We start from the raw sequence: 25,206 nt of genomic DNA on the forward strand, positions 1-25,206 counted from the left end.
GAGATCGCAATGAAAGAGGCAGTCATTGTATCGATGGCGCGCACGCCGGTCGGCCGAGCCAAGAAGGGGAGCCTCGCGCAGACGCGCGCCGAGGACCTGGGCCGCATCGTATTGGAGGAGGCTGTCCGGCGCGCGCCGGGCTTGAATAAGTCGGATGTCGAGGACGTCATCCTCGGCTGCGCCATGCCGGAGGGCGAGCAAGGATTGAATATGGCGCGCATCATCTCGCTGTATGCCGGCTATCCGGATACGGTGCCGGCCGTGACGATTAACCGGTTCTGCGCCTCGGGGCTGCAGTCGATCGCGTTCGCGGCGGAGCGAATTATGGCCGGAGGCGCGGAGACGATCGTGGCCGGCGGCGTGGAAAGCATGAGCGCGGTGCCGATGACCGGGTTCAAGCTGGCTCCGCACCCGAAGCTGGTGTCCGATATGCCGGAGGTCTATATGGGCATGGGCTACACGGCGGAAAATGTGGCGAAGCGGTTCGGGATCAGCCGCGAAGAGCAGGATCGCTACGCCGCGAACAGTCACCGCAAAGCGGCGGCCGCCATCGCCGAGGGGAAATTCCGCGACGAGATCGTGCCTGTCGCCACCGTGCAGAAAGGGGTCGGCAGCGACGGGCGTCCATGGGAGAAGGAGATCTCGTTCGACATGGATGAATGCGTACGCCCCGATACGACGGAGGAGGTGCTCGCCAAGCTGAAGCCCGCCTTCGCTCTGGGTGGCAGCGTCACGGCCGGCAACAGCTCGCCGATGAACGACGGGGCGGCGGCTTGCGTGCTGATGAGCGCCGAGCGCGCGCAGGAACTTGGGCTGAAGCCGCTCGCGGCCTTCCGCGGCTTCGCGCTGGCCGGCGTGGCGCCCGACATTATGGGCGTCGGCCCTGTCGAAGCGATCCCGAAGGCGCTGCGCAAGGCCGGGATTACGCTGGATCAGGTCGATCTGATCGAGCTGAATGAAGCGTTTGCCTCGCAATGCCTGCAGATTATCCGCCAACTGGAGCTGGATGAGAGCAAGGTCAATGTGAACGGCGGCGCGATTGCGCTCGGCCATCCGCTCGGCTGCACGGGCTCGAAGCTGACGGCGACGCTGGTCCATGAGCTGCGCCGCCGGGGCGGCGGCTATGGCGTCGTCTCGATGTGCATCGGCGGCGGGATGGGGGCCGCCGGCGTGTTCGAAGTATTTGCTTAAACTCACAACAGTAAATTGATTAAATGGAAAGGAAGATGACGATGAGTGTGTTGGATCAGAAAGTCAAAGGCGGCAGCTTTGTCATTGATGATATCGCGCCGGATGCGATCGTGACGCCGGAGGATTTCACCGAAGAGCAGCGCATGATGATGGATACGACTCGCGATTATGTGGAAGGCGAGGTGCTGCCGAACGACGAAGCGATCGAGAAGCTGAACTATGACCTGACGGTGAAGCTGATGCGCAAGGCCGGCGAACTCGGCCTGCTCGGCGCCGACATTCCGGAAGAATACGGCGGCCTGGGGCTCGACAAGGTCAGCTCCACGCTGATCGGCGAGACGCTGACGAAGGCGTCCGCCTTCGCGCTCTCCATCGGCGCGCATGTCGGCATCGGCACGCTGCCGATCGTGTTCTTCGGCACCCCGGAGCAGAAGAGCAAATATTTGCCTGACCTTGCGACAGGGGCCAAAATCGCCGCATATTGCCTCACCGAACCGTCATCCGGCTCGGATGCGCTGAGCGCCAAGACGACGGCGAAGCTGTCGGAGGACGGCAGCCACTATGTGCTCAATGGCTCCAAAATTTTCATCACGAACGCCGGCTTTGCCGATATTTTCATCGTGTATGCGAAGGTGGACGGCAAGGACTTCACCGCCTTTATCGTGGAAAAAGGCATGGAGGGCTTTACGATCGGACCGGAAGAGAAGAAGATGGGGATCAAAGGCTCTTCCACTTGCCCGCTCTTTTTCGAGGATGTGAAGGTTCCGGTGGAGAACGTGCTCGGCGAGATCGGCCGCGGCCACGTCATTGCGTTCAATATTTTGAACATCGGGCGCTTCAAGCTGGGAGCGGGTTGTCTCGGCGCCTCGAAGGAGGCGATCGAGCTGAGCGTGAAATACGCGAGCGAGCGCAAGCAGTTCGGCAAGGCGCTTACTTCCTTCCCGCTTATCGGCCAGAAGCTGGCGGATATGAACATTGCCACCTATGTGACGGAATCGATGGTGTACCGGACGTCCGGGCTGGTGGATTCCGCGCTCAAGGATATCGATTATAGACAGCCGGATTCGGGCCAGCTGATGGCCAAGGCGATCGCCGAGTACGCGCTGGAATGCTCGATTAACAAGGTGTTCGCTTCCGAGGCGCTTGATTTTGTCGCGGACGAAGGCGTGCAAATCCACGGCGGTTACGGCTTCACGCAAGAATATAAAATCGAGCGCATTTACCGCGATTCGCGCATTAACCGCATTTTTGAAGGCACGAACGAGATCAATCGCCTGCTTATTCCGGGCATGCTGCTCAAAAAGGCGGCCAAAGGCGAGCTTCCGCTGATGCAAAAGGCGCAGGCGCTGCAGGCCGAGCTGATGTCGATCGTCACGATGCCGGATTCGGGTGAAGCGCTGGCGCTGGAAGGACATCTGGTCTCGATGTCGAAAAAGGTATTTCTCATGGTCGGCGGTCTGGCGGCGCAAAAATACGGAACGTCGCTGGAGCAGCATCAGGAAATCTTGAGCAACCTCGCCGATCTGATGATCCTCGTCTATGCGCTGGAGAGCGCTCTGCTGCGCACGCGCAAGCTGATGGCGAAGAGCGGCGAGGAGAAGGCGAAGCTCGCCATGCAGATGACGTCCGTCTATGTGCATGAGACGCTGGCCGATATCGAGCGCATCGCCAAGAGCACGCTGGCGGCGATGGAATCCGGCGACATGCTGCGCACCCAGCTCTCGATTCTGAAAAAACTGACGAAAAGCTCGCCGATCGATGCGATCAGCATCAAGCGTGATATCGCGGCACGTGTCATTCAAGCGGAAAAATACGCGGTCTCGTAATACGCGGGGGCATCCTCCGCGAGGAAGGGATGGTTAGGTATGCCATTGGAGAAGCCATGGCTCCGTCATTACCCGCAGGAAATTGACCCGACGTATCAGTACCCGCGACATAACGTCGCTCAATTTTTAATCGATGCGGCGCGGGATTGTCCCAATCGTCCCGCGCTCGAATTCATGGGTAAGCAGCTGCGGTACGAGCGGCTGCTTGAGGAGAGCTGCCGCTTCGCCAATGCGCTTGCGCGCCTTGGCGTTGGCCGGGGGGAGCGGGTGGCGATTATGCTCCCCAACTGCCCGCAGACCGTCATCGCCTATTACGGCACGCTGATGGCCGGCTGCATTGCCGTGCTCACCAACCCGCTCTACAAGGAGCGCGAGGTGGAGCTGCAGCTGGCCGATTCCGGCGCCGCGGCGATCGTGACGCTTGACGCCCTTTATCCGCGGGTGCGTGCCGTAATGGCGCGTACCCGGCTGCGTCATGTCATCGTGACGTCGATTAAGGATTACTTGCCGTTTCCGAAAAACATGCTCTACCCGATCAAAGCGAAACGGAGCGGCCATGCGGTGGAAGTGGAGTATGGGGAGCAGGTCCATGCCTTCGCTTCGCTGCTGAAAAGCGTTCCGCCCTGGTTCACCTGCGTCGAGGTCGACCCGGAGCAAGATCTGGCGCTGCTGCAGTATACGGGAGGCACCACGAGCACGCCCAAGGGCGTGATGCTGACTCACGGCAACCTGGTGGCCAATACGATGCAATCGCGCGCCTGGTTCTACAAGGTGAAGCAAGGGGAAGAAATTTTTTTGGGAGCGCTTCCTTTTTTCCATGTGTTCGGCATGACCGTATTGATGAACCTATGCACGCTCTGCCGGGGAATGAACGTGCTCGTCCCGAAGTTCGAGCCTGCGGAGGTGCTGCGCATCATCCATCGGCTGCGCCCGACGGTGTTCCCGGGAGCGCCGACCATGTACATTGGGCTCATCAATCATCCCGATCTGCACAAATATGATCTGTCTTCCATCCGGACGTGCATCAGCGGCGCCTCTTCCCTGCCGGTTGAAGTGCAGGAGCGATTCGAGGAGCTGACCGGCTGCGTGCTTATCGAAGGCTATGGCCTGACCGAAGCGTCGCCGATTACGCATGCGAATCTGTTGTGGGGCAAGCGCAAGCACGGATCCATCGGGATTCCGTTCCCGGACACCGATGCGAAGATCGTGGATGCGGAGACGGGAGACGAGGTGGCCGAAGGCGAAGTCGGGGAACTGATCGTCCGCGGTCCGCAAGTGATGAAGGGGTACTGGAACAGGCCGGAAGAGACGATGAAGCAGCTTCGGGACGGATGGCTGTTCACCGGCGACTTGGCGCGGCAGGACGAGGACGGATTTTTCTCCATTGTCGATCGGAAAAAAGATCTGATCATCGCCGGCGGCTTCAACATTTATCCGCGCGAGGTGGAGGAAGTGCTGTTCGAGCATCCGAACGTGCAGGAAGCTGTCGTGGTCGGCATGCCCGATGCGTACCGCGGGGAGACGGTGAAGGCTTACATCGTGCCGCGCGCCGGAAGCGAACTGACGGCGGAAGAGCTCAATATCTGGTGCCGCGAGCGGCTCGCTTCCTTCAAGGTGCCGCGCCAATACGAGTTCCGCAGCGAACTGCCGAAGACGATTGCCGGCAAGGTGCTGCGCCGCAAGCTGCTGGAGGAAGAAGAGATGCTGATGAAGCGGTAAATGCCGGCCGGCCGCCGCAGCGGCACTGAAGGAAGGAACGGCGGAGGTGAGAAAAGATGAAGCGACAATCGGCAGCTCCCGCGTCCATCGGCGGCGTGCCGCTTGAACAGTTGTTCGAGCTAGCGCGGGGCACCTTCTGGGAATATCTCGGCTGCGAGGTGGTCACGGCCGAGCCGGGCAAGGCCGTCCTGAAGCTGGATGCCGGGCGGCATCATCTGAATGCCATCGGCATCGTGCATGGCGGCGTGCTGTCCTCCCTGCTCGACAACGCGATGGGCTTGGCCACGATGCTGGCTCGTCCCGGGGAGAATACGGTGACATCGAATTTGAACGTTCACTTCGTTGCCCCGCTGCATGAAGGCGAACTGCGCGTCACGGCGGACATTGTGCATGAGACGCGCCGATCGATCACATGCACCGGGCAAGTATTCGGCGCAGACGGCCAGCTTGGCTCGCTTGCGACGGCGACATTCCGCGTCCTTTGACGCCGACGGCGGCCGGCAACGATGATGTGGAGAACGCCCCTGCACAGGTTATGTGTCAGGGGCGTTGTTGCGATCCGGCTAATCGGCGTTTTCCAGCGTATGCGGTCAAGCAGGGGGCGGATCGCGAACGCAGTTCGCATAAAATATATTTCTTTGCTGGCGTCTTTTTTGTATGATGGGGTCAACCGGAATATTCTGGTTGGCCTATATTTTCGCGTCAAGACCAATACATATCGTACCGGAGGTGTCCATGACGGAAGCGATCAGCTTCGCCGCGACTGGCGACAGTCTTATCTCCCGGCGTCTGCCCGCAAATGACCAAGCTTGTCGGGAAGTGGCGTCGATTATCAAGCAAGCGGACGTGCGGTTCACGAATCTGGAGACGACCGTGCGCCGAATGGAAGGATTTCCGTCCGCAGTGAGCGGAGGCTCATGGGCGATGGCTACTCCTGAAATGCTGGGTGATCTCTTGAGGTATGGCTTCAATCTGGTGGCCTGGGCGAACAATCATACGCTTGATTACTCGTATGGGGGATTGGAGGCAACCGAGAAATATTTAGATGAACACGAACTGGTTCATGCAGGTGCCGGAAAAGATCTGGCAAGCGCAAGCGAGCCGCGCTATTTGGAGACGGCCTCCGGCCGGGTGGCGCTGATTGCAGCGACGGCGAGCTTCGATCCGGCATGGATGGCGGGGGAGCAGCGCCCGGATATGATTGGGAGGCCCGGCGTCAATGGACTGCGGCATCATGTCATGTATACACTTCATCGTTCGAGGCTGGAGCAATTGAGATGCATCGCAGAAGCCTCTCATATCAATGATCCTAATATGCTTATGGTGCAAAAAGGTTATATGGAGGAGCATCCGGAAGGAACGGTTCCATTTGGGGCATATCTGTTTAGAGAAGGGGAGCATGAAGGAGCGTCTTGCCGGCTGCATAAGGGAGACGTGGACAGGATCGTCCGCTCCATTCGCGAGGCGAGAAGACAGGCGGATTACGTCATCGTGAGTATCCATGCTCATCAGCCGCAAGGCCGGAGCTTCGATCGCCCGGCCGGGTTCGTCGTCGAATTCGCCAGATTATGCATTGACGAAGGGGCTCATGCTGTTGTTGGCCATGGTCCCCATATCGTCAGGGGCATCGAGGTGTACAAGGATCGCCCTATTTTCTACAGCTTGGGCAATTTCATTTTTCAGAATGATTCGTTCCTGCGCCAGCCTGCTGATTTTTATGAGAAATATGGGTTGGGACATCAGCATCGTCCGGCGGACGCCTATGATGCGAGAAGTCAGCATGGTACAACCGGCCTTGCGGCCGATGCGGAAGTCTGGCAATCCGTCATCCCTTACTGGAAGATGAAGGACGGCAAGCTGACGGAATTGACCCTCTACCCGCTTGAACTCGGCAGCGGGCGGCCAAGGTACCGGAGAGGGTGGCCCCAATTGGCGGCTTCCTGCGAGGTTTTGGCCAGGATGGCCGTCTTGTCGGAACCGTGTGGCGTAACGATTCAGATACAAGATGGCGCAGGGAAAGTATCATGGTAGGCTAGCTTGGTAGGGCGGGACGGATCTAGCTTGGTAGGGCTGGACTGATCTAGTTTGTAGGATGGAATTGAGCGGCCTTGTCTGTCGGCTTGGCATACGCTAACGAGGAGGATGGAATAGATGGAGCAATCGGGACAAGCGGGATTGGGCTTGCGCGTCCGCGGGACGAGGTTCATTGACGATGCCGGCAGGCAGGTGCTGCTGCATGGCGTCAACATGGTGTGCAAAGAGGAGAGCCGCCACTGGATAGGCGACTGGAGCGATGAAGACTTCGCCCGGCTTCGCCGCTGGGGGCTCAATGTCATCCGTCTCGGCATGAATTGGAATGCGCTCGAGCCGGAGCCTGGCGTCTACGACGACGAATATATCGAGGCGCACCGGCGCTTGATCCGGCTGGCGCATCAGCATCGGATCCGGGTCTTCCTTGACATGCATCAGGATCTGTACAGCACGCTGTTCGGCGGCGGCGCTCCTGCCTGGGCGACCTTCACCGATGGAGAGCGGTATGAGCCGGGACAGGTATGGAGCGACGCGTATTTGTTCAACAAAGCGGTCCAGAAGGCGTTCGATCATTTCTGGCGGAATACGCCGGCTTCCGACGGGGTCGGGATTCAGGATCATTTTGCGCAGGCGTGGGGGCATCTGGCGCGGAACCTGCATACGGAGCCAAATGTTATCGGCTATGATCTGATCAATGAGCCGTTTATCGGCAGCGGGGCGGAGCAGGCGATGTCCGCGATCTTGGCCAAATATGCGGAGCTGCACGCCGCGCGGTACGGGGAGACCGATCCGGCGGAGATGCTCGCGGCCTGGATGGATCCGGAACGGAAGCAGGCGGCGCTCAGTCTGCTGGAGGATGCGGAGCTGTTCCGGCAGGTGATCGATGCCCCCAGCCCGGTGCTGCAAGCGTTCGAGGCCACGTCGCTCTCCGCGTTGTACCGGAAGGCCGCGGCGGCGATTCGGGAGACGGACCCGCACGGCATGCTGTTCCTGGAGACGAATTATTTCTCCAATCTGGGGACCCGAAGCAGGATTGAGCCGGTGACTGACGCGGACGGCAGTCGCGGCGAGCAGCAGGTATATGCGCCGCACGCCTATGATCTGGTGACCGATACGGAGCTGGCGCATACGGCGAACGATGCGCGCCTGGAACTGATTCTGACCCGGCACGAAGAGACGCGGCAGCGGCTGGAGATGCCCATGCTTGTCGGCGAATGGGGCGCGTTCTACGGCTCGCGCGACACGGGGCATGTGTCGCTTCACATCCAGCGCCTGCTGGAGAAGCTGCTCTGCAGCGACACCTATTGGGATTACACGCCGGATATGGACCGCAGCCCGTCCTTCCTCGGCGTGCGGCGCGGCTATCCGATGGCGGTCGCCGGCAAGCTGAAGCAGTACCGCTACGAGCATGCGCTCGGCTCCTTCAGCATGCGCTGGGAGGAAGCGGGCGAGAGCGAAGCGCCGACGATCGTCTATTTGCCGGATATTCGCCATGCCGTACCTGAGACCGTGACGCTGCGGCCGGAGGGCGAACGCTATACAGTCCAGCCCATCGAAGGGTCGCCTGCGGGTTATATGATCATCCCGCCGATCCAGTGCGGGAACCGCAGTTTGATCCTTGCGGGCAAGCCGCCGGAATGCTGATTTTGACAGCGGCAGCGGATGTATGATAGGATGCTAGATATATTTACCATCACCACCATTATAGAAGGAGTTATTTTTCAATGAAACTATCGATTCGCCTTTAACGCATTGCTTCCGCAGACCGGGCCCGGGCTCCTCCTGCTATCCGGCAAGATATCCGGATAGATGGTTAACATATTTGAGGAGGAGATAAGGATGAGTAGACCGGAAATGAACGTCGCCTTGGTGTGCGGCCCGGATTGCGATATGGACACGCAAGCGATCCGTGCGGCTTTGGAATATTTTGGAGCGCGGGTGTTTACGTATTGGATTGGAAGGCCGAGTGACTTCAATGCGGTGCTATCGGGAGAGGATCTGTATCCCGGCATAGATCTGATAATTCTCAACTTCCATGGCGATGAAGGACACTTCTGCATGCCGGAATTGGGAGAGGACGTCTATGAGGAGCATGAGCCGCGCGGGGATTACGGCCCGGAGGAGATTCGGCGGTATGCGAGGCTGGATCATCACATCGTCATCGGCAACGGTTGCTCCCTGGGCGATCCGGCATTGGCGCAAGCCTTCCTGGACGCGGGATGCACGATGTATATCGGACCGGACGACTACCCGGAAGGCACCTCGGCGCTGATGTTCGTGCTGCGTCTCGCCTACGAGATGATTCAGAACAAGAAGAGCGTGCAGGAAGCCGTCGAGGCGGCCCGCGCGATGGATGAGGAGAACCTCTCGATGTACCGGATCTACACGGCTTAATGGATCCAATAGGGAAGAAGAAGAGTCTTGGCGGTATCCGCCGAGGCTCTTTTTAATGGGCAGGCCGGGATTCTGCCTGATTTCGGCATCATCCTCTTTCTGCTCATGGCTGGAATCCTGCATAAGTGCAGTAATTTTTTGCTTTATCGCAAATATTAGGCGCAAATCCTGCAAATCCTCCTAGGCCCCCTAATTAAACTGGAGCTTCCGGCTCCAATATTATAAGCTGTTATCAGAGGGGGACAACTAGTATGGGAAAGCACTTTAGCAAGGAAAAACGCCTGCAAATCATAAAGGAAGCAATGGCCGGCATTAAGGTGGGAACACTTGCCCGAATGTACGGTGTCCATCCGGAGACGGTACGTGTTTGGGTTAGAGACCACCGTGACGAAATTAGCCAAGAGGAGATACCCGCAGCAGACGAGCATCTGCAAGAACTCCGTCGACTTCAAGAGGTAGAGGCAAAGTTCGAGCAGGCAAAAAAGCTCCTGGGTGAAAAAGAGCTTGAGATCGAGATCCTGCGAGAAGTCGTAAAAAAGAAGAACCCCGCTTATCTGAAAGACTTGAAATAGCAGAACCGTTTATTAAGCGGGGGCATGCAGCAGCTAAAGTTCTGCGTATCCTGAAAGTTCGCGAATCGACGTACTATGGCCGGAAGAAACGAGAGGCATCCAGTACCGAAGAACAGGCTTCATGCGCTCTAAAAGGGCGTCCTGTGCCTGGATTTTCCTCTACGAACACGGGCCGGAAAGTTTCAGATGAACAGATTAAAGAATGGATGCTCGAACTCCTGGAAGGAGAAGAGCACATTTATGGGTATAAGAATTTGGCGCTGTGCCTCCGCAAACAACGTGGATTGATTCTAAACAAGAAAAAGGCGTACCGCATTTGCAAAGAGTTAGGAATTCTTCAGAAACAACGGAAGAAAACAAGCAAACATCCTCGAAGAGTACCGAGAAACCGGACGGTAACCGGGGTGAACCAGCTATGGCAAATTGATATTAAATATGGGTACGTGATTGGTCGCCAGCGTTTCTTTTTCGTGCTCAGTATCATCGATGTATTTGACCGCGTCGTCGTCGGACAATACCGGGGTTCCGTGTGTGAGGCCAAGCACGTCGTACAGACACTATGCCGGGCGCTACAAGAACGCCTGAATCCCGGCGATGAGTTGCCCACCGTCCGCACCGACAACGGGCCTCAGTTTGTCAGCAAGTTGTTTGGTGATACGTGCGAGAGTCTGGAGATCGTCCATGAACGCATCCCGCCACGCAGTCCGAATATGAACGCCTACATTGAGTCATTTCATAGCTTACTCGAACGTGATCTGTTCAGCCTGACGGAATTTATGACATTTGAAGAGGCCTATGAAGCACTTGATCGTTACATGGATTTCTACAACAACCGCAGAATGCATGGTAGCCTAAAGAGCATGTCACCATCGGAATACTCAAAGTGGGTCATGACGCTGGAGGACCGATCAAAATATCATCGGGCCGTGTAACCACGCGAAATAGGAAGCAATTCTAAGAACGCATCTTTTTTGGTGGACATGACTCCAGATATAGGGGGCCTAGCCGAATCTACATCATTTCCCTCGAAAAGTCCTCCCTCCAAGCCCAAGCAGGCGAAATTGCTGCATTATTGCAGGCTTCACTTAGGTGAGAAGCGGTTTCCCCGGAAAAACTGCATTATTGCAGTTTTCGACGGGAGAACCAGCAGCATACAGACTGTCAGACTGTGTACGCATCCCGCATTATCCGCTCGAGAAGAACGAAAGCAAGAGGAACGCAAGCAAGGGGAACGCAAGTAATGAAACGCAAGCATGGGGAACGAAAGCAAGAGGAACGCAAGTAATGAAACGCAAGCATGGGGAACGAAAGCAAGGGGAACGCAAGTAATGAAACGCAAGCAAGATATAGGCGCAAGCAATAGCTGCGCAAGCAAGAGGAATGCGATGAAGAGGTACTCAAGCAGCGCCTACTAACGAAGCCGATTACGAAAGTGTCCCGCGCACGGCTGCTGATTCGGTCCGGACTGCCGGTCGGGAAGAACAGGGCTGCACTTGTCCTTCAATCCCCGCATAGCCGCTGCTTCGAGTCTGGTCTTGCCGGAGGGGAGCGGGGGGCAGACGCGTGCACCCGACCGGATTGGAAGCAAGCCCGCTGCCAGTCCCTATCAGTCCTTTCCCAAGCGATCGGGGAGTGGAGAAAAATTCGTCTTTAAATCGGCGAAGTGAAGATTTGTTACCATGTATCGAGTATGATGTGATCAAGCCTATGGCGGAACGAATCAAGGGGGATGATGAGATGAAAATTGCCCGCATCGACGTGTTTCCTCTTCGCCTGCCGATGAGCCAGTCGTTCACGATATCCAATGGGGCCGTCGGGGAAGCCGGCATAGGGGCGCCGCATGTCTATGTGCGAATTACTGCGGACAACGGCGTCTGCGGCTGGGGGGAGGCCAGACCAAGCCCCCGTTGGAGCTACGAAACTTTGCAAACGGTTACAACCACGATCGAGCGCTACCTTCGTCCGGCGCTGATCGGCATGGAGGCCAAGGACTGGAAGACGCTTCACGGGGTGATGAACCGGGAGATCCGGCCGGGCCCGGGCAGCGGCCAGCCGATTGCGAAGGCGGCCATTGATATGGCGCTGCATGATCTGATCGGCGCCGCCGAGCGGCGCACCCTGGCGGAGCTGTGGTACTCGGCCCCGAAGCCGGAGCTGAAGCTGTCTTATCTCATCAGCACGCCCAGCCCGGAGGAGGCGGCGCGCAAGGCGGCATACGCCGCAGCCAATGGCTACGAAGCGGTCGATGTCAAGCTTGGGCTTGATCCGAAGCGCGATCTCGCGATTGTGGAGGCCGTGAAGAGCAAGGCGCCGGACCTGTTCTTCCGGGCCGATGCGAATCAGGCCTACAATCTGCCGCAGGCCGTCAAGCTGGCGAAGCAGATGGAGCGAATCGGAGTCGATGTATTCGAGCAGCCGCTCTCTGCCAACCAGCTTCACGGGCACGCCGAGCTGCGCCGCAAGACATCGCTACCGATCGCATTGGACGAGAGCGTCTGGACGCCCGGGGATCTGATGCAGGCGATTCGGGCGGAAGCATGCGACACGGTCGTCATCAAGGTGACGAAGATGGGCGGATTGGCCGGGGCCAAGCGCTGCGGCGAGTTGGCCCGTGATGCGGGGCTGGATCTGCTGGGCGGCGGGCTGACGGAGTCGCGGCTCGGGTTGACGGCCAGCGGCTGGCTGTTCCAGCACCTGGACATCGCCTATCCGGCCGATTTGAACGGTCCGCTGTTCCTGACCGATGATCCTGTCGAGACGGGCCCCGTTATCAAGGAGGGCCATGTTCAATTGCCGGCGGCGCCGGGAATCGGATGCGTCATTTCCATGCAGAAGATAGAACAATATGCTGCCCGTGACGTCTAGCGGATTTTTTTTCACCGGAAAAGGAAGAGATATCCATCATTTCTTCGTGATTGGGAAGCGGAATCCACTATTTCCGTATAGAAGTGATTTGTGGCGCGCGGCACGGCTGCGTGTATCTGCATTATAGGAGGAGGTGAGGCTTTTTATCCATATGCCGGCAAGCGAAGGAATCGCATTCCGTAATTCGGCTTGTTCACCTAATCGAACCGATAGAGGGAGGGTTCATGATGACACCGATGACAGAGATGAGAAAAAAAGCGCTGGCGTTGCTCTGCTCCGTCGGCATGCTGCTGACGCTGTTGGCGGGATGCGGCGGCAGCGGCTCGGGGGCGAATGGGGCGAATCCGGCAGGTTCGTCCGGGGAAGCGGGCAAGGAACAGGGCGAGAAGGTGGAGATTGCCTTCTGGCACACCTACACCGATACCGATGCGGGGCCGATCAACAAGGTCGTGGAGAGCTTCAATAAGAGCCAGGATCGGATTTCGGTCAAAATTTTGGGCAATCAGGACAGCACGAAGCAGTTGACGGCGATCTCCGGCGGAGCGGCTCCGGATATTTTGCTGACATTCTGGAACAACATCGGGCCTTGGGCCGAAGCGGGGGCCGTCATGGATCTGACGGACAACATCCGGAAGGACGGCTTCGACGTGAATGCGCTCATCCCGGCCGCGGCGGAGCGCATGAGCATCCATGGCAAATATTACGGAATGCCGTTCACGATGAGCATGGCGAACTCGCTGATGTATAACAAAAAGGCATTCGAGGAAGCGGGCATTTCGGCCCCTCCGGAGACGCTGGAGCAAATGTTCGAGACGGCCAAGAAGCTGACGAAGCGGGACGCCAGCGGGAATATCAAGCAGATCGGATTCATTCCGGATTACCCGTGGATCGACAACGTGTTCTGGCCGATCATCTTCGGCGGCTCGTGGTATGACGAGAGCACAGGCAAAGTGACGCCCAACGATCCGGACAACGTCGCGGCGATCGCGTACCAGCGTTCCTTCTACGACGAATTCGGCGCGGACCAGATCGCGAAGTTCAAGTCCGGGATGGGCAAGCGCGGCACGCCGCAGGATCCGATGCTGACAGGCCAGTTGGCGATGTATATCGGCTGGGAGTACAATTTCCGCGACGAGCGGGCGGAGGACGGCCCGATCGGCGTCGCCCCATTCCCTTACCCGGCCGCGAAGCCGGAGCTGAAAGGGTCGGGGATGGTCAGCCCGCGCGCCATATTCATTCCCGCCAAGGCCAAGTATCCTGATGAAGCATGGGAATTCATGAAGTATTTGATGGCCCGGGATACGCAGGTCGAATTCGCCCTGGAAGCGAAGGTCATTCCGACGATCAAGGCGGCGCTGGATGACGAGCGTCTTCGCGCGGACGCCAACCAGACGATGATTCCGTTCCTGGAAGCGGCGAAGAGCGAGAACTTGCAGGGATTCCCGAACAGCTCGTACATTAACGAGTATTTGCAAGCGTTGTCAGAGGAGACGGAGAAAGCGCTGAAGGGGACGCAGTCGCCGCAGGAGGCGATGGACAAGGTCGCGCAAAAAATTCAGCCGCTTGCCGATAAGGCAGCCCAAAAGCGATAAACGCGGCGCGGGGCGGGACGCTTCGGCCCGCTTCCCGCTCGGGCCTTGATGCAGGAGCTGCTCTGAGCAAGGTCCGGTAAGGGGGATGTGCGTACGGCAGATGACAGGAAGGAGGCGGGCGAATGGAGAACAGCAACATTGCCGGCATTCGCAGACGGGAACGGAAGACGTTGATCACCGGCTTGCTTTTTACCAGTCCGTGGATTATCGGTTTTTTGGTGTTTCAGCTTTATCCGATTGTGACCTCGTTCTATTACAGCATGACGGAATATAATTTGTTCTCGTCGCCGGCATGGGTCGGATTGCATAACTACCGGGATCTGTTCCATGACGATAAGTTTTTCTTGTCCATGTATAACACGCTGTATATTACGGCATTCGGCGTCGTCCCGCATATGGCGTTCGCGCTCGGGATGGCCCTGCTGCTTAATATGAAAATAAAGGGCCAAAGCATATACCGCACCATCTATTTCCTGCCGACGCTCGTTCCGGCGGTCGCCGGCTCGCTGCTGTGGCTGTGGATTCTGAATTCGCAGTACGGCCTGATCAATATGCTGCTGGAGAGTATCGGCATCGCCGGTCCGAACTGGCTGGTCGACCCGGATTGGACCAAGCCGTCGCTCATTTTGATGGGCTTCTGGGGAACCGGAACGATTACGGTCATGTATTTGGCGGCGTTGCAGGACGTACCGCAGATTTTTTATGAGGCGGCCGAGATTGACGGGGCCAGCCGCTGGCGCAAATTCTGGTCGATTACCTTCCCGGCGATTTCGCCGATGACGCTGTTCCAGTTAATCATGATGCTGATCGGGTCTTTTCAATATTTTACGGAAGGCATGGTGTTCGCAGAGGCGTCCCAGTCGATCGGAGGGCCGGAGAACTCGCTGCTCTTCTACTCCATTTATTTGTACCAGCAGGCCTTCTCCTTCCTCAATATGGGGTACGCGGCCGCGATGGCCTGGATTCTGTTCCTGGTCGTCATGACGTTCACGCTGCTTATCTTCCGGACGTCGGCCCGCTGGGTGTACTACGGAGGTGAGAAATAATGCCGAACTCTGCGACGGCCCTGAGACCCGGAGGCCGCGCGGCGCGGATGCGGCGCAGCTCCGCCAGCCGTTCGTTCCCCAGCATCGTCAAGCATGGGCTGCTGATGCTGGCGGGATTATTTTTCCTCGGTCCGTTTGCGTACTTGCTCTTAACTTCCGTGAAGTCGATAGACGAGATTTTTGCCGTTCCGTTCGTGTGGTGGCCGGAGCGCTTCTATTGGGAGAATTATTCAAATGCGGTGAACGCGATTCCGTTTTTCCAGTATACGCTGAATACCGTGTTCATCTCGCTGATGTGCGTGCTGGGCGAGCTGCTTGCCGCCCCGCTTGTGGCGTACGGCTTCGCCCGGATTCCGTTCAAGGGGCGGAACGTCCTGTTCCTGATCATGATGGGCACGATTATGCTGCCTTCCCAGACGACAATGATTCCGCTCTATGTGCTGTACAACAAGATGGATCTGGTCAATTCGTTCTGGCCGCTGATTCTGCCGGCCTTTTTCGGGGCCGCCTACTATATTTTCTTGCTGCGCCAGTTCTTCATGGGCATCCCTTACGAGCTGACCGAGTCGGCCAAAATCGACGGCGCCTCGGAGTTCCGGATCTACTGGCAGATGATCCTCCCGCTGTCGAAGCCGGCCCTGTTCACGGTTGGGCTGCTCGTGTTCCTCGGCTCATGGAAGGATTATCAGATGCCGCTCATTTATTTGAACGATCCGGCCAAATGGACCTTATCCGTCGGGCTGAAAGCATTTATCGGCGAATATAACATCGAATGGGGCATGTTGATGGCGGCAGCCGCCCTGTTCACGATCCCGATCGTCATGTTGTATTTCTTCGTGCAGAAAGTCTTTATTCAAGGGATCACGTTGACCGGAATGAAATGACGGGAGTGCAGAATACGGCAAGGAGAGGATTGCGATGCGACAGCTTTTTTTCCGGCTTGACCCTCATTTGAAGCTTTACTTTGACGGACTGCTGCGGCGGGAGGAGAATAGCGGCGCGCTCTATATTTTGGATGACGAGCTCGGGGATCGGGCGAGCTGCTGCACGACGGCCGCCGTCGCCAGCTTCTATGCGCAGGATTGGCTGCTGCGCGGCGGGGACGGAGCGGACATCGCCCGCGAGCTGGCGAAGGACGTGCGCCGCCGCCAGCTTCCGGGCGGAGGCTATTCCCAGCCTTATTACGTCAAGCAGGGGGAGGAGCCGCCCATCGATATCGCCGAGGTCGGCGCGGCGGCGGACAGCTTGTATTATGTATACCGGACGACCGGGAGCCCGGAGGCGAAGCAGAGTCTGGTGCGGTCGGCCGAGTATCTGCTGACGCAGGTGGCCAAGCAGAATCCGGGCGTGGTGCTCAAGCGGCCGGGCGAGGATTTCGATGTCCTGAACGGCGACATGTATGCGGCGCATACGTTCGGCCGGGCCTATGAGCTGACCGGCGAGGCGGTCTTCCTGCAGAAGGTGGAGGACGTGTTCGTCCATCTGATGAACCGCTTCGGCCGCCATGCCGCCGGCTGGTGGCCGTATATTGAACGCTGGGACGGCTCGGTCGTGATGGGGAACAGCGTGCTGTACCAGGCGACGATCGTCGGCCTGGGCGCGACCGTTGCGCCGCTGCTGCCGGCAGAGCGGCGCGCGGCCTGGAGCCGCGTATCCGAGGAAGCGGTGGATACGATGATCGAGGCGATCCGGCAGCCGCCGTCGGAAGAGACGGAAGCGCCGTGGTGGACGCGCGATTGGACGCTCGGCTGGGAGCTGTACATGGCGCTCTGGCGCTGCGGGACCCGGCCGGAGATCCGCGAGCTCGGGAGGAAGCGCTTCGCGGAAGTCGCGGACGATGTCAGCGCCCGGGGCATGGCCCTGTTCCGGCCGAACATCCGGCATGAGGAGCCGGATCGGACGCCGGTGACGACCACCTTCCGCAAGGCGGCCGGGTTCGCCGGCACGATGGCGGCATTGGCATTCGAAGCCGCGGCAGAGGAAGCCTGACGGGAGGACGAGGAATTCCGGCGGTGACCGACACGAATGACGGCACAGCCGATCAAGGTATTCGAGGAGGCGTTACATACCGATGAGACAAATCGTGGTAAGGCAGGGGCAGGCCGTGCTGGAGGAGGCCGAAGCGCCGGTCTTGTCCGCATCTCACCCGGCCCGGGTGCTGGTGAAGGTCAGATATTCTTCGATCAGCCCCGGCACGGAGCTGAATCTGATCCATCATATGGAGGTCCCGGACGGCTTCCCGCTCGGCTACAGCGCCTCCGGCCAGGTGCTGGAGGTCGGGCCGGAGGCGGCCGGCCTTGCGCCGGGGGACTGGGTGGCCTGCTACGGCGGCCCGTATGTGTATCATGCGGAGCAGCTGTCCGTTCCGCGCCAGCTCTGCGTAAAGCTGTCCGACGAGTTCCGGCTGCGCGAAGCGGCGCTGGTCGGCCTCGGATCGGTAGCGATTCACAGCGTGCGCCGGCTCGGGCGGCAGTTCGGCGAATCGGTCTGGGTGGTCGGCCTGGGTCTGCTCGGCCAGCTTATCGCGCAATTCAGCCATCAGGCGAATTACCGGGTGTTCGCGACCGATATGAACCCGGCCCGCATCGCGGCCGTGCAGGCGAGCGGGGTGGATGCGGCCTATCTCGCCGACGATGAAGCGCTGGACGACTACGCGGAGCGGTTCACCGCCGGCTTCGGCTTCGACAGCATCGCGCTCGTCGCCCATTCCTCCCGTCCGCGCATCATCGCGGCGACAATGCAGAAGCTGGCCTTCCGCGGCACCTACGCGGTCGTGGGCAATGTCCCGATCGAGTTTCCGCGCGAGCTGTTTTTCCAGAAGGAAGCGGATTTCGTCATTGCCCGCGCCGCGGGTCCCGGCCGCTATGACCGGCAGTATGAGGAGCAGGGCATCGATTATCCTTACGCCTATGTGCGTTGGACGGAAGGGCGGAACATGGCGGAATTCGTCCGTCAGCTGGAGGCGGGCCGCATCCGCCTGAACCCGCTGATTACGCATGAATATGCCATCGGCGATGCGCCGGCAGCCTATGAAGCGCTTCATGCGGATATGAGCGGCGCGCTGGGAGTATTGCTCCGGTATGACTCGTAGCGCCGCGGCGGTCCGGGCCCGGCGCCTTCGGCGAGGGGAGCGCGGATAAGCTGTATGATGAAGGAAAGAGGTGACCGCGATGAGGCGATCCCAGGTGACCGGGATCAATCAATCGTCCATTCTCCGCATCTCAAGCATTTATCCTTCTCTGACGAAGTCCGAGAAAAAGGTAGCGGATATCGTACTGAAGGATCCGGAGACGGCGGTATTTTACACGATAACCGATCTGTCCAAGCAGGCGGAGGTCGGAGACACGTCCGTCATCCGCTTCTGCCGGAAGCTCGGATATTCGGGCTATCAAGAATTCAAGCTGTCGCTCGCGCAGAACCTGGGGACCGTGGAAGAGCAGATATCGGGCGCCCTCGAGCCAGGGGATGATCTGGAGACCATCGTCAAGAAGCTGAATGCGCTGAATCAGCAGCGGATTCAGAATACGACGGCCCTTATGGACGGAGCGAGTCTGCAAAAGGCAATCGAGTGGATCGGCGGCGCAGCGAAGCTGTACTTCTTCGGCGTCGGTTCCTCGGGCATTACCGCGATGGACGCCAAATACAAATTCATGCGGCTCGGCTTCCAGGTTGTGGCGGAAGCGGATGCCCATATCATCGCCATGAATGCGGCTCTTGCCGGCGAAGGCGATGTCGTGATTGCCATTTCGGCGTCGGGCAGCACGAAGGATCTTGTCGATTCGGTCGCGATTGCCAAGCAGAAGGGGGCGCGCATCATTTGCCTGACCAGTCACGCCCTCTCTCCGGTGACGCGTTACGCGGATGCCGTGCTGCTGACGGTGGCGAAGGAGGGCCCGCTGCAGGGCGGCTCCTTCGCCAGCAAGCTGGCGCAGATTCATGTGCTCGATATTTTATCGACGGCGCTCGCGCTGCTGGACAAGGAGCGGAGCTACCGGTTCCTGGAGATGACGGCCAAGTCGGTGCTCGGCAAGCTGTATTAGGCGATCCGGTCCGGGGCGGCTTGCTCGCATGCGGTGCCCTTGGCATGATGGACCTGTGCACAACATTGGAGGCGAAGCTCGCCTCTCGCTGCCGTTCATTTTAGAGGTATGCTCGCCGGGAACTACATTATAATTTGACGGAGGCGCATCATGATGTGGATGGATGAGAAGGAAGGATCGTGGGGATCGCCGGAAATACGCATCGGCATAATCGGACCGGAAGCGATGATGGGGCTGATGGAACATTGTCTCAAAGGCTTTCCGTCCTTCGACCCGATCATGCGAAGCTGCCGCCGGGAGGAAGAGGCGCCTGATCTGGCGCGGGAGCTGGCGGAGAAGGTGGATGTGCTGCTGTTCACCGGGCCCGTCTCTTATCAGCTCGCCAAAAATCAGCAACAATTCGACATTCCCTCGCTGTTCGTGCCGCTTACGGGATCGGGCCTCTATGCCGTCTTGTTCCGCCTGGAGCGCAAGCTGGATGTATCGGCCATCACGGTCGATACCCTGAGCCGTCAGATGCTCGTGTCCACCTTCCGCGAGCTGGGCCATATGTGGACCGCCTACGAAGGGGAGCCGCTCCCGTCCTGTGAGGAGCTGGTCGAATTCCATCGGGGGCATTACGAGGCCGGCCGTTCGTGCTGCGCCATTACGGCGATCCGCAGCGTCGCGCTGCAGTTGGGGCGGGAGGGGATTCCGTGCGAGTGGATCGTGCCGACGGAGCAGGACATTATCGTGACGCTGGAGCGCGCGCTCCTGTCGACCGAATGGCGAAGGAACAAGGAATTGCAGGTCGTCGTTGGCCTTATCCAGACCGACGGAATGGAGAGGCTGGCGGAGCGTCATGTGTCCGGGCATGAGATTCAGCGGCTGAAGCAGGATGTTCATCATTTGATTCTCGGCTTCGCGAAGCAACTGGACGGGCACGTCATGCAGCAGTCCTCGGGGGAGTATTCCTTCGTGACTACGAGAGGCGTCTTCGAGCGCGAGACCGGCGGCTATAAACGTATTCCGCTCGCCCGCAATACCCACAAGAGGAACGGGATTCACCTCAGCATCGGCATCGGCTTCGGCCGTTCGGCGGCCGAGGCGGGCGTGCATGCGCGGCGTTCGCTTCATCTGGCCTGCCAAGGGGGCGGAGGCATGTGCTTCATCGTCCGCGAGGATGAGAGCGTCATCGGTCCGCTGGAGATCAACGAGCCGCATGAGCTTGATCTGTCCCTGGTTGACGCGTCATTAGTGAAGCAGGCGGAGGCGGCGGGACTCACTTCGATCTATCTTAGCCGCCTCATCGCTCATATGACCCGCTTCGGCAAGGTCGATTACTACGCCCAGGAGTTGGCGGCCGTGCTGGGGGTCACGGTCCGCAGCGTCCACCGCTTCCTGCTGGCGCTGATGGATGCGGGGCTGGTCGATATTGTCGGAGAAGAGAAGGGGGCTTCCAGGGGGCGGCCGCGCCAGAAATATCGCATCAGCTTTTTGAGCCGCTTGATCCGGTAAGAGGCGGAAATCGGAAGAGAAAGGGGGGGAATTGACGACGAAAGAGACGGCTTGGAGGCGTGGCCGAATTCATGGCAGAAAAGCGGGGCAAAGCGACGCGCGGCATCAATGCTTGCCAAAGGCAACGATAACACGAGAAGAAGGGATGGGATTCGATGAAAAGGTGCATGATCGCATGGCTAGCGGCTATCGTTCTTATCGGCGCGGCCGGGCGGGTTCCTATGGCGCATGCGTATGAAACGGAGCGGGCCGGGGCGGAGGCCGAGGCGCATAAGAAGACACCGGCTCCGGCCGTTAATCTGGCGTTAGGCAAGAGCTACACGCTGGAGACGCCGTATCCGCCCGACGCGCTGTTCGGCAAGACGGAGTCGTCGCATCCGGACGATACGGGCCGCCAACTGACGGATGGCCAATTCGGCGGAACCGTATTCTCCGACAGCGCCTTCGTCGGAAGGCTGTGGCAGGGCAGCCGCCTCGTTACGATCGATCTGGAGACGCCGTCTACCGTAGAGGAAATTTATATTCATGCGCTGCAGGACAACGCCAACGGCATCTTTTTTCCCTCCAAGGTTCAGTTCGCGCTCTCGAATGACGGCGTGAAGTGGCAGCATCTGAAGGAGGGAGCAAGCCGGCTGCCGACAACGGAGCCGGGCCCGATCCGGCAGAAAATCGGAATCGACGGCATTGATACGGTTGCCCGTTATGTGAAGGTGGAGGTGCCTGTCGAGTCGTGGCTGTTCATGGACGAGATTGAAGTGATCGGTTCGCCGGATCAGCGGGGCAAGAAGCTGCATCCGGACAAGGGGCCGAAGCGGGACAGCGGCTACCCGAAGCAGGGCGCGAAGGAAGCGGGGCGGATGAGCAATCAGGTGCTCCTCTACACGGGAGCATGGCAGTATGAGCCCGTGGATTGGATCTCTTATACCAAGGAAGATCTGAAGCCGTACGTCACCTATGTGGACCGCAATCAGGCGAGCCGGGACTATATGTTCGACGGCTTCGTGTTCCTGCCGTACGGCCCGCTGCTGAATGGCGCCAACTTCGCCCCCAATACGGCCAAGCCGACGAACAAAGCGGACTGGGAGGAGCATCTGAACCGTCTTTTCCGGGACGATGATGATCTGGGCGCCTTGAATCAGGCGGTCGGGGAGGCGAAGGCCGGATGGAAGGACCGGACTTATACGGCGAAGGTCGTCCTGACGATCCCGTATCCGCGCGCGGATCAGAGCGACTTCGGGGATGTCGACGGGGACGGCGTCAGCGAGAACATGAACGTGAAGGAAGTTGGCGAGGATCAGGCGCTTGTCAACCGGCAGAAGGCGGTCAAATGGTATGTGGATGAAGTATACCGCCGTTGGACAGCGGCCGGCTACGAGCATTTGGAGCTTCCCGCCTTCTATTGGTACAGCGAATTCGTATCCCGGCAGACAACGGTGAATGAGGACGCCCTAATCCGGTGGACCTCGGATTATGTGCACGGCAAAGGGGCGAAGCTCCAGTGGATTCCCTATTATTTTGCGCGCGGCTGGAGCGATTGGAAGGCGAACGGCTTCGACACGGCTCTCATGCAGCCGAACTATATGTTCCACAACACGAGTGAAGAGCGGCTGGACGCGATTGCGCAGGCTGCCTACGACCATGGCATGGGCATCGAGATCGAGATGTCGGACGCGGTGCTGACCAATGAAGCGGCGCGTGAGAAGTACTATGCTTATCTCAATAAAGGGATGGAGCACGGGTATATGAATTCTTTCAAGGCTTTCTATCAGCAGGTCAAAACGCTCAAACAGGCCGCCGAATCGCAGGATCCGGCCGCGCGGGAGGTCTATGACAAGACCTATCAATATTTGAAAGGAAGCTATGCTCCATAAGCGCCGTGCCTGCGGCTCCGGATGAAGCCGCCGCCTTCTTCTCCGGGAGAGGGCGGCTTTTTGCGATTCTCGCTTCCCTATTCTATGAAATCAGGCGGTTGGCCTGAAGCACCTATCTATGACCGCGCGGCACCGAATGCCATATTTTATATTAAGCGGGACATGGCGATAGAGATCCTGATATATAGCCGCCATGAACTGCCGAAATCAATGCTGCCGCATCCGATGAACGAATTCCGGGATATTCCGCTTCCTCCTTCTCGCTGTCCGGACCGATCCGGCGAACATAACCAGCCAGGGAAGGAGATGGGAGTGTCCGGGAGCCGCTTCACCGGTACAAGCATGGCGCCTGGCGAACCGCAGATCAGGGACCGGCTCCGCGGTCGCCGGGGGCCTTGCGCCCATAAGAACCGGAATGGGCGTCACGAAGGTTATTCCGCTCTCCGCTGTCCCGATTTGTCCGCGCGCATCATGCGAAGCACGCGGTTGTTGGCATGCCTGTTCGAAATTAGGGCAGATTGTCCAGCAAATCTACCTATTACCAAACCGGACATACAAGCATAATTTATAGCATCAGCCGAATACATGACCCCCGCTGATATATATATCGCCTATCATTCCCGCTATGCGCTTATCCTATTAGTTCTCTTTATTCTGTTGTAACAGGTCATGTTTGCTTCATTTCCTTCGGCAGAAATAGGAATGGGAAAGGATGAGGGATGTTGATAATAAGCGGTTATCAGAAAGTAATGAACGCCATTCAGGAGCTTGATCTAGCCGAATTTCAAGTTAAATATGCCTGTGGACAAAAGCTGAAATTCGATTTGACCAAAAAGTATGACGTCATTAGTCAGGATGTGTTCATGCAATGGCTGAGCAATATCGAATGGGGCCGGGTCGTGAAAGTAAAATGGAAAACGTGCTGCGGCGAAAAGGGATCGATGTATATGCCGGGATGCAGCGGCAAGTCTCACCGCCATAAGAGCAAGCGGCATCATCATGACGACTGCAAATGCGAGAAATGCAAGCCAAAGCGGCATCATCATCATCATGACGACTGCAAATGCGAGAAATGCAAGCCAAAGCGGCATCATCATGACGACTGCAAATGCGAGAAATGCAAGCCAAAGCGGCATCATCATGACGACTGCAAATGCGAGAAATGCAAGCCAAAGCGGCATCATCATGACGACTGCAAATGCGAGAAATGCAAACCAAAGCGGCATCATCACGACAAGTGCAAGTGCGAGAAATGCAAGCCGCATCATCCGCACCACCACGACTGCGATCCATGCTGCTGCCATTCCGATCCGTGCTGCTGCAAGCCCCGGTACGTATGGCGCGACCAGGATCCTTATACGCGCTTCCAGCCGAAGCCGCAAATCCCGTACAAACATTACCCGTCCGGCGGCTGTTAAGCGGATTCCTTCGCAGCGGCCAAGAGCCCCCTCCATGGGCCATCCCCTGGTTTGGCGTGATGAGGGAGTCTGACGTGCGCTTCGATTGAAGCGCACTATTTTTCCGATCCCTGCCATTCTTCGAAGATTTGGCCTGGCTGTTGCAATCTATCACCGGCACCTCTTCCCTGTCTTTTTTTCCGAAATCCATCTAATTTCAGCCCCGAACCGCTATAATGAGAGAGACAACCCTTAGCGACCAAGAATGGAGAACCTGGACTTGAGGACATTTAAAAAAGTATATATCGAGGTTACCAGCATCTGCAATCTGGCCTGCAGCTTCTGCCCGCAGACGGAACGGAAACCTCAGTTCATTCAGCTTGACGCGTTCCATCATATTCTTGACGAGATTAAGCCGCATACGCGCCATATCTATCTTCATGTCAAAGGCGAGCCGCTGCTCCATCCTCGGATTGATGAACTGCTGGATGCCAGCCATGAGAAAGGATTCAAGGTGAATATCACGACCAATGGCACGCTGATCCGGAAGAACCGGCATAAGCTGCTTGGCAAGCCGGCGCTTCGGCAGATGAACTTCTCGCTTCACAGCTTCGACGGGCATGAAGGCTCTGAGAATCGGGAGGAGTACTTATCCGATATTTTATCGTTCGTGCGGGAAGCGTCCGAGCATCAGGTGATCTTTTCCTTCCGGTTATGGAATCTCAATCCGGAGCATGCAACAACGGCGCAAAAGCGGCGGAACCGGGAGACCTTGGAGATGCTGGAAAAGGAATTTGAACTGGATTACCGCATTGAAGAAAAGGTCGTACCTGGGGGCGGCATCCGAATTGCTGATCGCATTTACTTGAACCAGGATTATGAGTTCCAATGGCCGAGCCTGCAGGCGCCGGAAGATGACGGCAAGGGCTTCTGCCATGCGCTGCGCAGCCAGGCAGCGGTGCTGGTCGACGGAACGGTCGTCCCGTGCTGTCTGGACGGCGAAGGCATCATTCGCTTGGGCAATGTGTACCAGGCGCCGTTTGCCGAGATCGTGGAGGGCGAGCGCGCGAGCCGTCTGTTTGACGGATTTTCGCGAAGAGAAGCTGTTGAGGAATTATGCCGGAAATGCGGGTACCGGAAAAGATTCGGCACCTAAGTCAACCCA

At 58.2% G+C, this 25,206-nt stretch carries 20 protein-coding genes; 19 read left to right on the forward strand and 1 reads right to left on the reverse strand.

Annotated elements, in window-relative coordinates; translation table 11 throughout:
• Positions 1–9 precede the first annotated feature (9 nt).
• The 18 genes from L6439_RS04165 (at position 10) to L6439_RS04250 (ending at position 22,644) form a co-directional block, all read left to right on the forward strand.
• The gene (locus tag L6439_RS04165; protein WP_168178265.1) at positions 10–1,191 is read left to right on the forward strand and encodes an acetyl-CoA C-acyltransferase; all 1,182 of its coding nucleotides are present in this window, start codon (positions 10–12) and stop codon (positions 1,189–1,191) included.
• 41 nt (positions 1,192–1,232) lie between these two features.
• On the forward strand, positions 1,233–3,017 hold the full coding sequence (locus L6439_RS04170; RefSeq protein ID WP_168178264.1) for an acyl-CoA dehydrogenase family protein: 1,785 nt from the start codon (positions 1,233–1,235) through the stop codon (positions 3,015–3,017).
• 39 nt (positions 3,018–3,056) lie between these two features.
• Positions 3,057–4,736, forward strand: a complete 1,680-nt coding sequence (locus L6439_RS04175; RefSeq protein ID WP_168178263.1) for an AMP-binding protein — start codon at positions 3,057–3,059, stop codon at positions 4,734–4,736.
• Positions 4,737–4,792: 56 nt separating this feature from the next.
• Positions 4,793–5,221 carry a PaaI family thioesterase gene (locus tag L6439_RS04180; RefSeq protein ID WP_168178262.1) on the forward strand — a complete coding sequence of 143 codons (429 nt, stop codon included), beginning with the start codon at positions 4,793–4,795 and terminating at the stop codon, positions 5,219–5,221.
• Positions 5,222–5,471: 250 nt separating this feature from the next.
• Positions 5,472–6,767 carry a CapA family protein gene (locus L6439_RS04185; protein WP_168178261.1) on the forward strand — a complete coding sequence of 432 codons (1,296 nt, stop codon included), beginning with the start codon at positions 5,472–5,474 and terminating at the stop codon, positions 6,765–6,767.
• 120 nt (positions 6,768–6,887) lie between these two features.
• Positions 6,888–8,411: a cellulase family glycosylhydrolase gene (locus L6439_RS04190; protein ID WP_168178260.1), complete on the forward strand. Its 1,524-nt coding sequence runs from the start codon at positions 6,888–6,890 to the stop codon at positions 8,409–8,411.
• Between the two features lie 195 nt (positions 8,412–8,606).
• On the forward strand, positions 8,607–9,161 hold the full coding sequence (locus L6439_RS04195) for a delta-aminolevulinic acid dehydratase (protein ID WP_213470539.1): 555 nt from the start codon (positions 8,607–8,609) through the stop codon (positions 9,159–9,161).
• 251 nt (positions 9,162–9,412) lie between these two features.
• Positions 9,413–9,733, forward strand: a complete 321-nt coding sequence (locus L6439_RS04200) for a transposase (RefSeq protein ID WP_237096561.1) — start codon at positions 9,413–9,415, stop codon at positions 9,731–9,733.
• 50 nt (positions 9,734–9,783) lie between these two features.
• A complete protein-coding gene (locus tag L6439_RS04205; protein ID WP_237096890.1) occupies positions 9,784–10,665 on the forward strand; it encodes an IS3 family transposase in 882 nt (293 codons plus the stop codon).
• A gap of 805 nt (positions 10,666–11,470) precedes the next feature.
• The gene (locus L6439_RS04210; protein WP_213471041.1) at positions 11,471–12,598 is read left to right on the forward strand and encodes a mandelate racemase/muconate lactonizing enzyme family protein; all 1,128 of its coding nucleotides are present in this window, start codon (positions 11,471–11,473) and stop codon (positions 12,596–12,598) included.
• Between the two features lie 224 nt (positions 12,599–12,822).
• The gene (locus L6439_RS04215; RefSeq protein ID WP_237096736.1) at positions 12,823–14,190 is read left to right on the forward strand and encodes an ABC transporter substrate-binding protein; all 1,368 of its coding nucleotides are present in this window, start codon (positions 12,823–12,825) and stop codon (positions 14,188–14,190) included.
• A gap of 122 nt (positions 14,191–14,312) precedes the next feature.
• Positions 14,313–15,236, forward strand: coding sequence for a carbohydrate ABC transporter permease (locus tag L6439_RS04220; RefSeq protein ID WP_213471042.1), 924 nt, complete (start codon positions 14,313–14,315; stop codon positions 15,234–15,236).
• A complete protein-coding gene (locus L6439_RS04225) occupies positions 15,236–16,120 on the forward strand; it encodes a carbohydrate ABC transporter permease (protein WP_374043208.1) in 885 nt (294 codons plus the stop codon). The genes L6439_RS04220 and L6439_RS04225 overlap by 1 nt, the downstream gene beginning before the upstream one ends.
• Positions 16,121–16,154: 34 nt before the next feature.
• Positions 16,155–17,225, forward strand: a complete 1,071-nt coding sequence (locus tag L6439_RS04230; protein ID WP_213471043.1) for a hypothetical protein — start codon at positions 16,155–16,157, stop codon at positions 17,223–17,225.
• Between the two features lie 82 nt (positions 17,226–17,307).
• Positions 17,308–18,327 (forward strand): zinc-dependent alcohol dehydrogenase, encoded by a 1,020-nt coding sequence (locus L6439_RS04235; protein ID WP_213471044.1) that lies wholly within the window; start codon positions 17,308–17,310, stop codon positions 18,325–18,327.
• A gap of 79 nt (positions 18,328–18,406) precedes the next feature.
• Positions 18,407–19,276 carry a MurR/RpiR family transcriptional regulator gene (locus L6439_RS04240; protein ID WP_168178254.1) on the forward strand — a complete coding sequence of 290 codons (870 nt, stop codon included), beginning with the start codon at positions 18,407–18,409 and terminating at the stop codon, positions 19,274–19,276.
• A gap of 150 nt (positions 19,277–19,426) precedes the next feature.
• Positions 19,427–20,773: a helix-turn-helix domain-containing protein gene (locus L6439_RS04245; protein ID WP_237096737.1), complete on the forward strand. Its 1,347-nt coding sequence runs from the start codon at positions 19,427–19,429 to the stop codon at positions 20,771–20,773.
• 155 nt (positions 20,774–20,928) lie between these two features.
• On the forward strand, positions 20,929–22,644 hold the full coding sequence (locus L6439_RS04250; protein WP_213471045.1) for a DUF4855 domain-containing protein: 1,716 nt from the start codon (positions 20,929–20,931) through the stop codon (positions 22,642–22,644).
• 773 nt (positions 22,645–23,417) lie between these two features.
• Here the strand turns inward: L6439_RS04250 and L6439_RS04255 are convergent.
• The gene (locus tag L6439_RS04255; RefSeq protein WP_213471046.1) at positions 23,418–24,098 is read right to left on the reverse strand and encodes a hypothetical protein; all 681 of its coding nucleotides are present in this window, start codon (positions 24,096–24,098) and stop codon (positions 23,418–23,420) included.
• Between the two features lie 223 nt (positions 24,099–24,321).
• Here L6439_RS04255 and L6439_RS04260 point away from each other — a divergent pair, with 223 nt between their 5' ends.
• A complete protein-coding gene (locus tag L6439_RS04260) occupies positions 24,322–25,197 on the forward strand; it encodes a radical SAM/SPASM domain-containing protein (RefSeq protein ID WP_213471047.1) in 876 nt (291 codons plus the stop codon).
• Positions 25,198–25,206 lie beyond the last annotated feature (9 nt).

It is taken from the genome of Paenibacillus dendritiformis, assembly GCF_021654795.1.
Taxonomy (GTDB): Bacteria; Bacillota; Bacilli; order Paenibacillales; family Paenibacillaceae; genus Paenibacillus_B.

Excerpts from the sequence above, each read along its gene's own strand:
- L6439_RS04165 (WP_168178265.1), top strand. The coding sequence starts at position 10 with ATGAAAGAGGCAGTCATTGTATCGATGGCGCGCACGCCGGTCGGCCGA.
- L6439_RS04170 (WP_168178264.1), top strand. The coding sequence starts at position 1,233 with ATGAGTGTGTTGGATCAGAAAGTCAAAGGCGGCAGCTTTGTCATTGAT.
- L6439_RS04175 (WP_168178263.1), top strand. The coding sequence starts at position 3,057 with ATGCCATTGGAGAAGCCATGGCTCCGTCATTACCCGCAGGAAATTGAC.
- L6439_RS04180 (WP_168178262.1), top strand. The coding sequence starts at position 4,793 with ATGAAGCGACAATCGGCAGCTCCCGCGTCCATCGGCGGCGTGCCGCTT.
- L6439_RS04185 (WP_168178261.1), top strand. The coding sequence starts at position 5,472 with ATGACGGAAGCGATCAGCTTCGCCGCGACTGGCGACAGTCTTATCTCC.
- L6439_RS04190 (WP_168178260.1), top strand. The coding sequence starts at position 6,888 with ATGGAGCAATCGGGACAAGCGGGATTGGGCTTGCGCGTCCGCGGGACG.
- L6439_RS04195 (WP_213470539.1), top strand. The coding sequence starts at position 8,607 with ATGAGTAGACCGGAAATGAACGTCGCCTTGGTGTGCGGCCCGGATTGC.
- L6439_RS04200 (WP_237096561.1), top strand. The coding sequence starts at position 9,413 with ATGGGAAAGCACTTTAGCAAGGAAAAACGCCTGCAAATCATAAAGGAA.
- L6439_RS04210 (WP_213471041.1), top strand. The coding sequence starts at position 11,471 with ATGAAAATTGCCCGCATCGACGTGTTTCCTCTTCGCCTGCCGATGAGC.
- L6439_RS04215 (WP_237096736.1), top strand. The coding sequence starts at position 12,823 with ATGATGACACCGATGACAGAGATGAGAAAAAAAGCGCTGGCGTTGCTC.
- L6439_RS04220 (WP_213471042.1), top strand. The coding sequence starts at position 14,313 with ATGGAGAACAGCAACATTGCCGGCATTCGCAGACGGGAACGGAAGACG.
- L6439_RS04225 (WP_374043208.1), top strand. The coding sequence starts at position 15,236 with ATGCCGAACTCTGCGACGGCCCTGAGACCCGGAGGCCGCGCGGCGCGG.
- L6439_RS04230 (WP_213471043.1), top strand. The coding sequence starts at position 16,155 with ATGCGACAGCTTTTTTTCCGGCTTGACCCTCATTTGAAGCTTTACTTT.
- L6439_RS04235 (WP_213471044.1), top strand. The coding sequence starts at position 17,308 with ATGAGACAAATCGTGGTAAGGCAGGGGCAGGCCGTGCTGGAGGAGGCC.
- L6439_RS04240 (WP_168178254.1), top strand. The coding sequence starts at position 18,407 with ATGAGGCGATCCCAGGTGACCGGGATCAATCAATCGTCCATTCTCCGC.
- L6439_RS04245 (WP_237096737.1), top strand. The coding sequence starts at position 19,427 with ATGATGTGGATGGATGAGAAGGAAGGATCGTGGGGATCGCCGGAAATA.
- L6439_RS04250 (WP_213471045.1), top strand. The coding sequence starts at position 20,929 with ATGAAAAGGTGCATGATCGCATGGCTAGCGGCTATCGTTCTTATCGGC.
- L6439_RS04255 (WP_213471046.1), bottom strand. The coding sequence starts at position 24,098 with ATGGAGGGGGCTCTTGGCCGCTGCGAAGGAATCCGCTTAACAGCCGCC.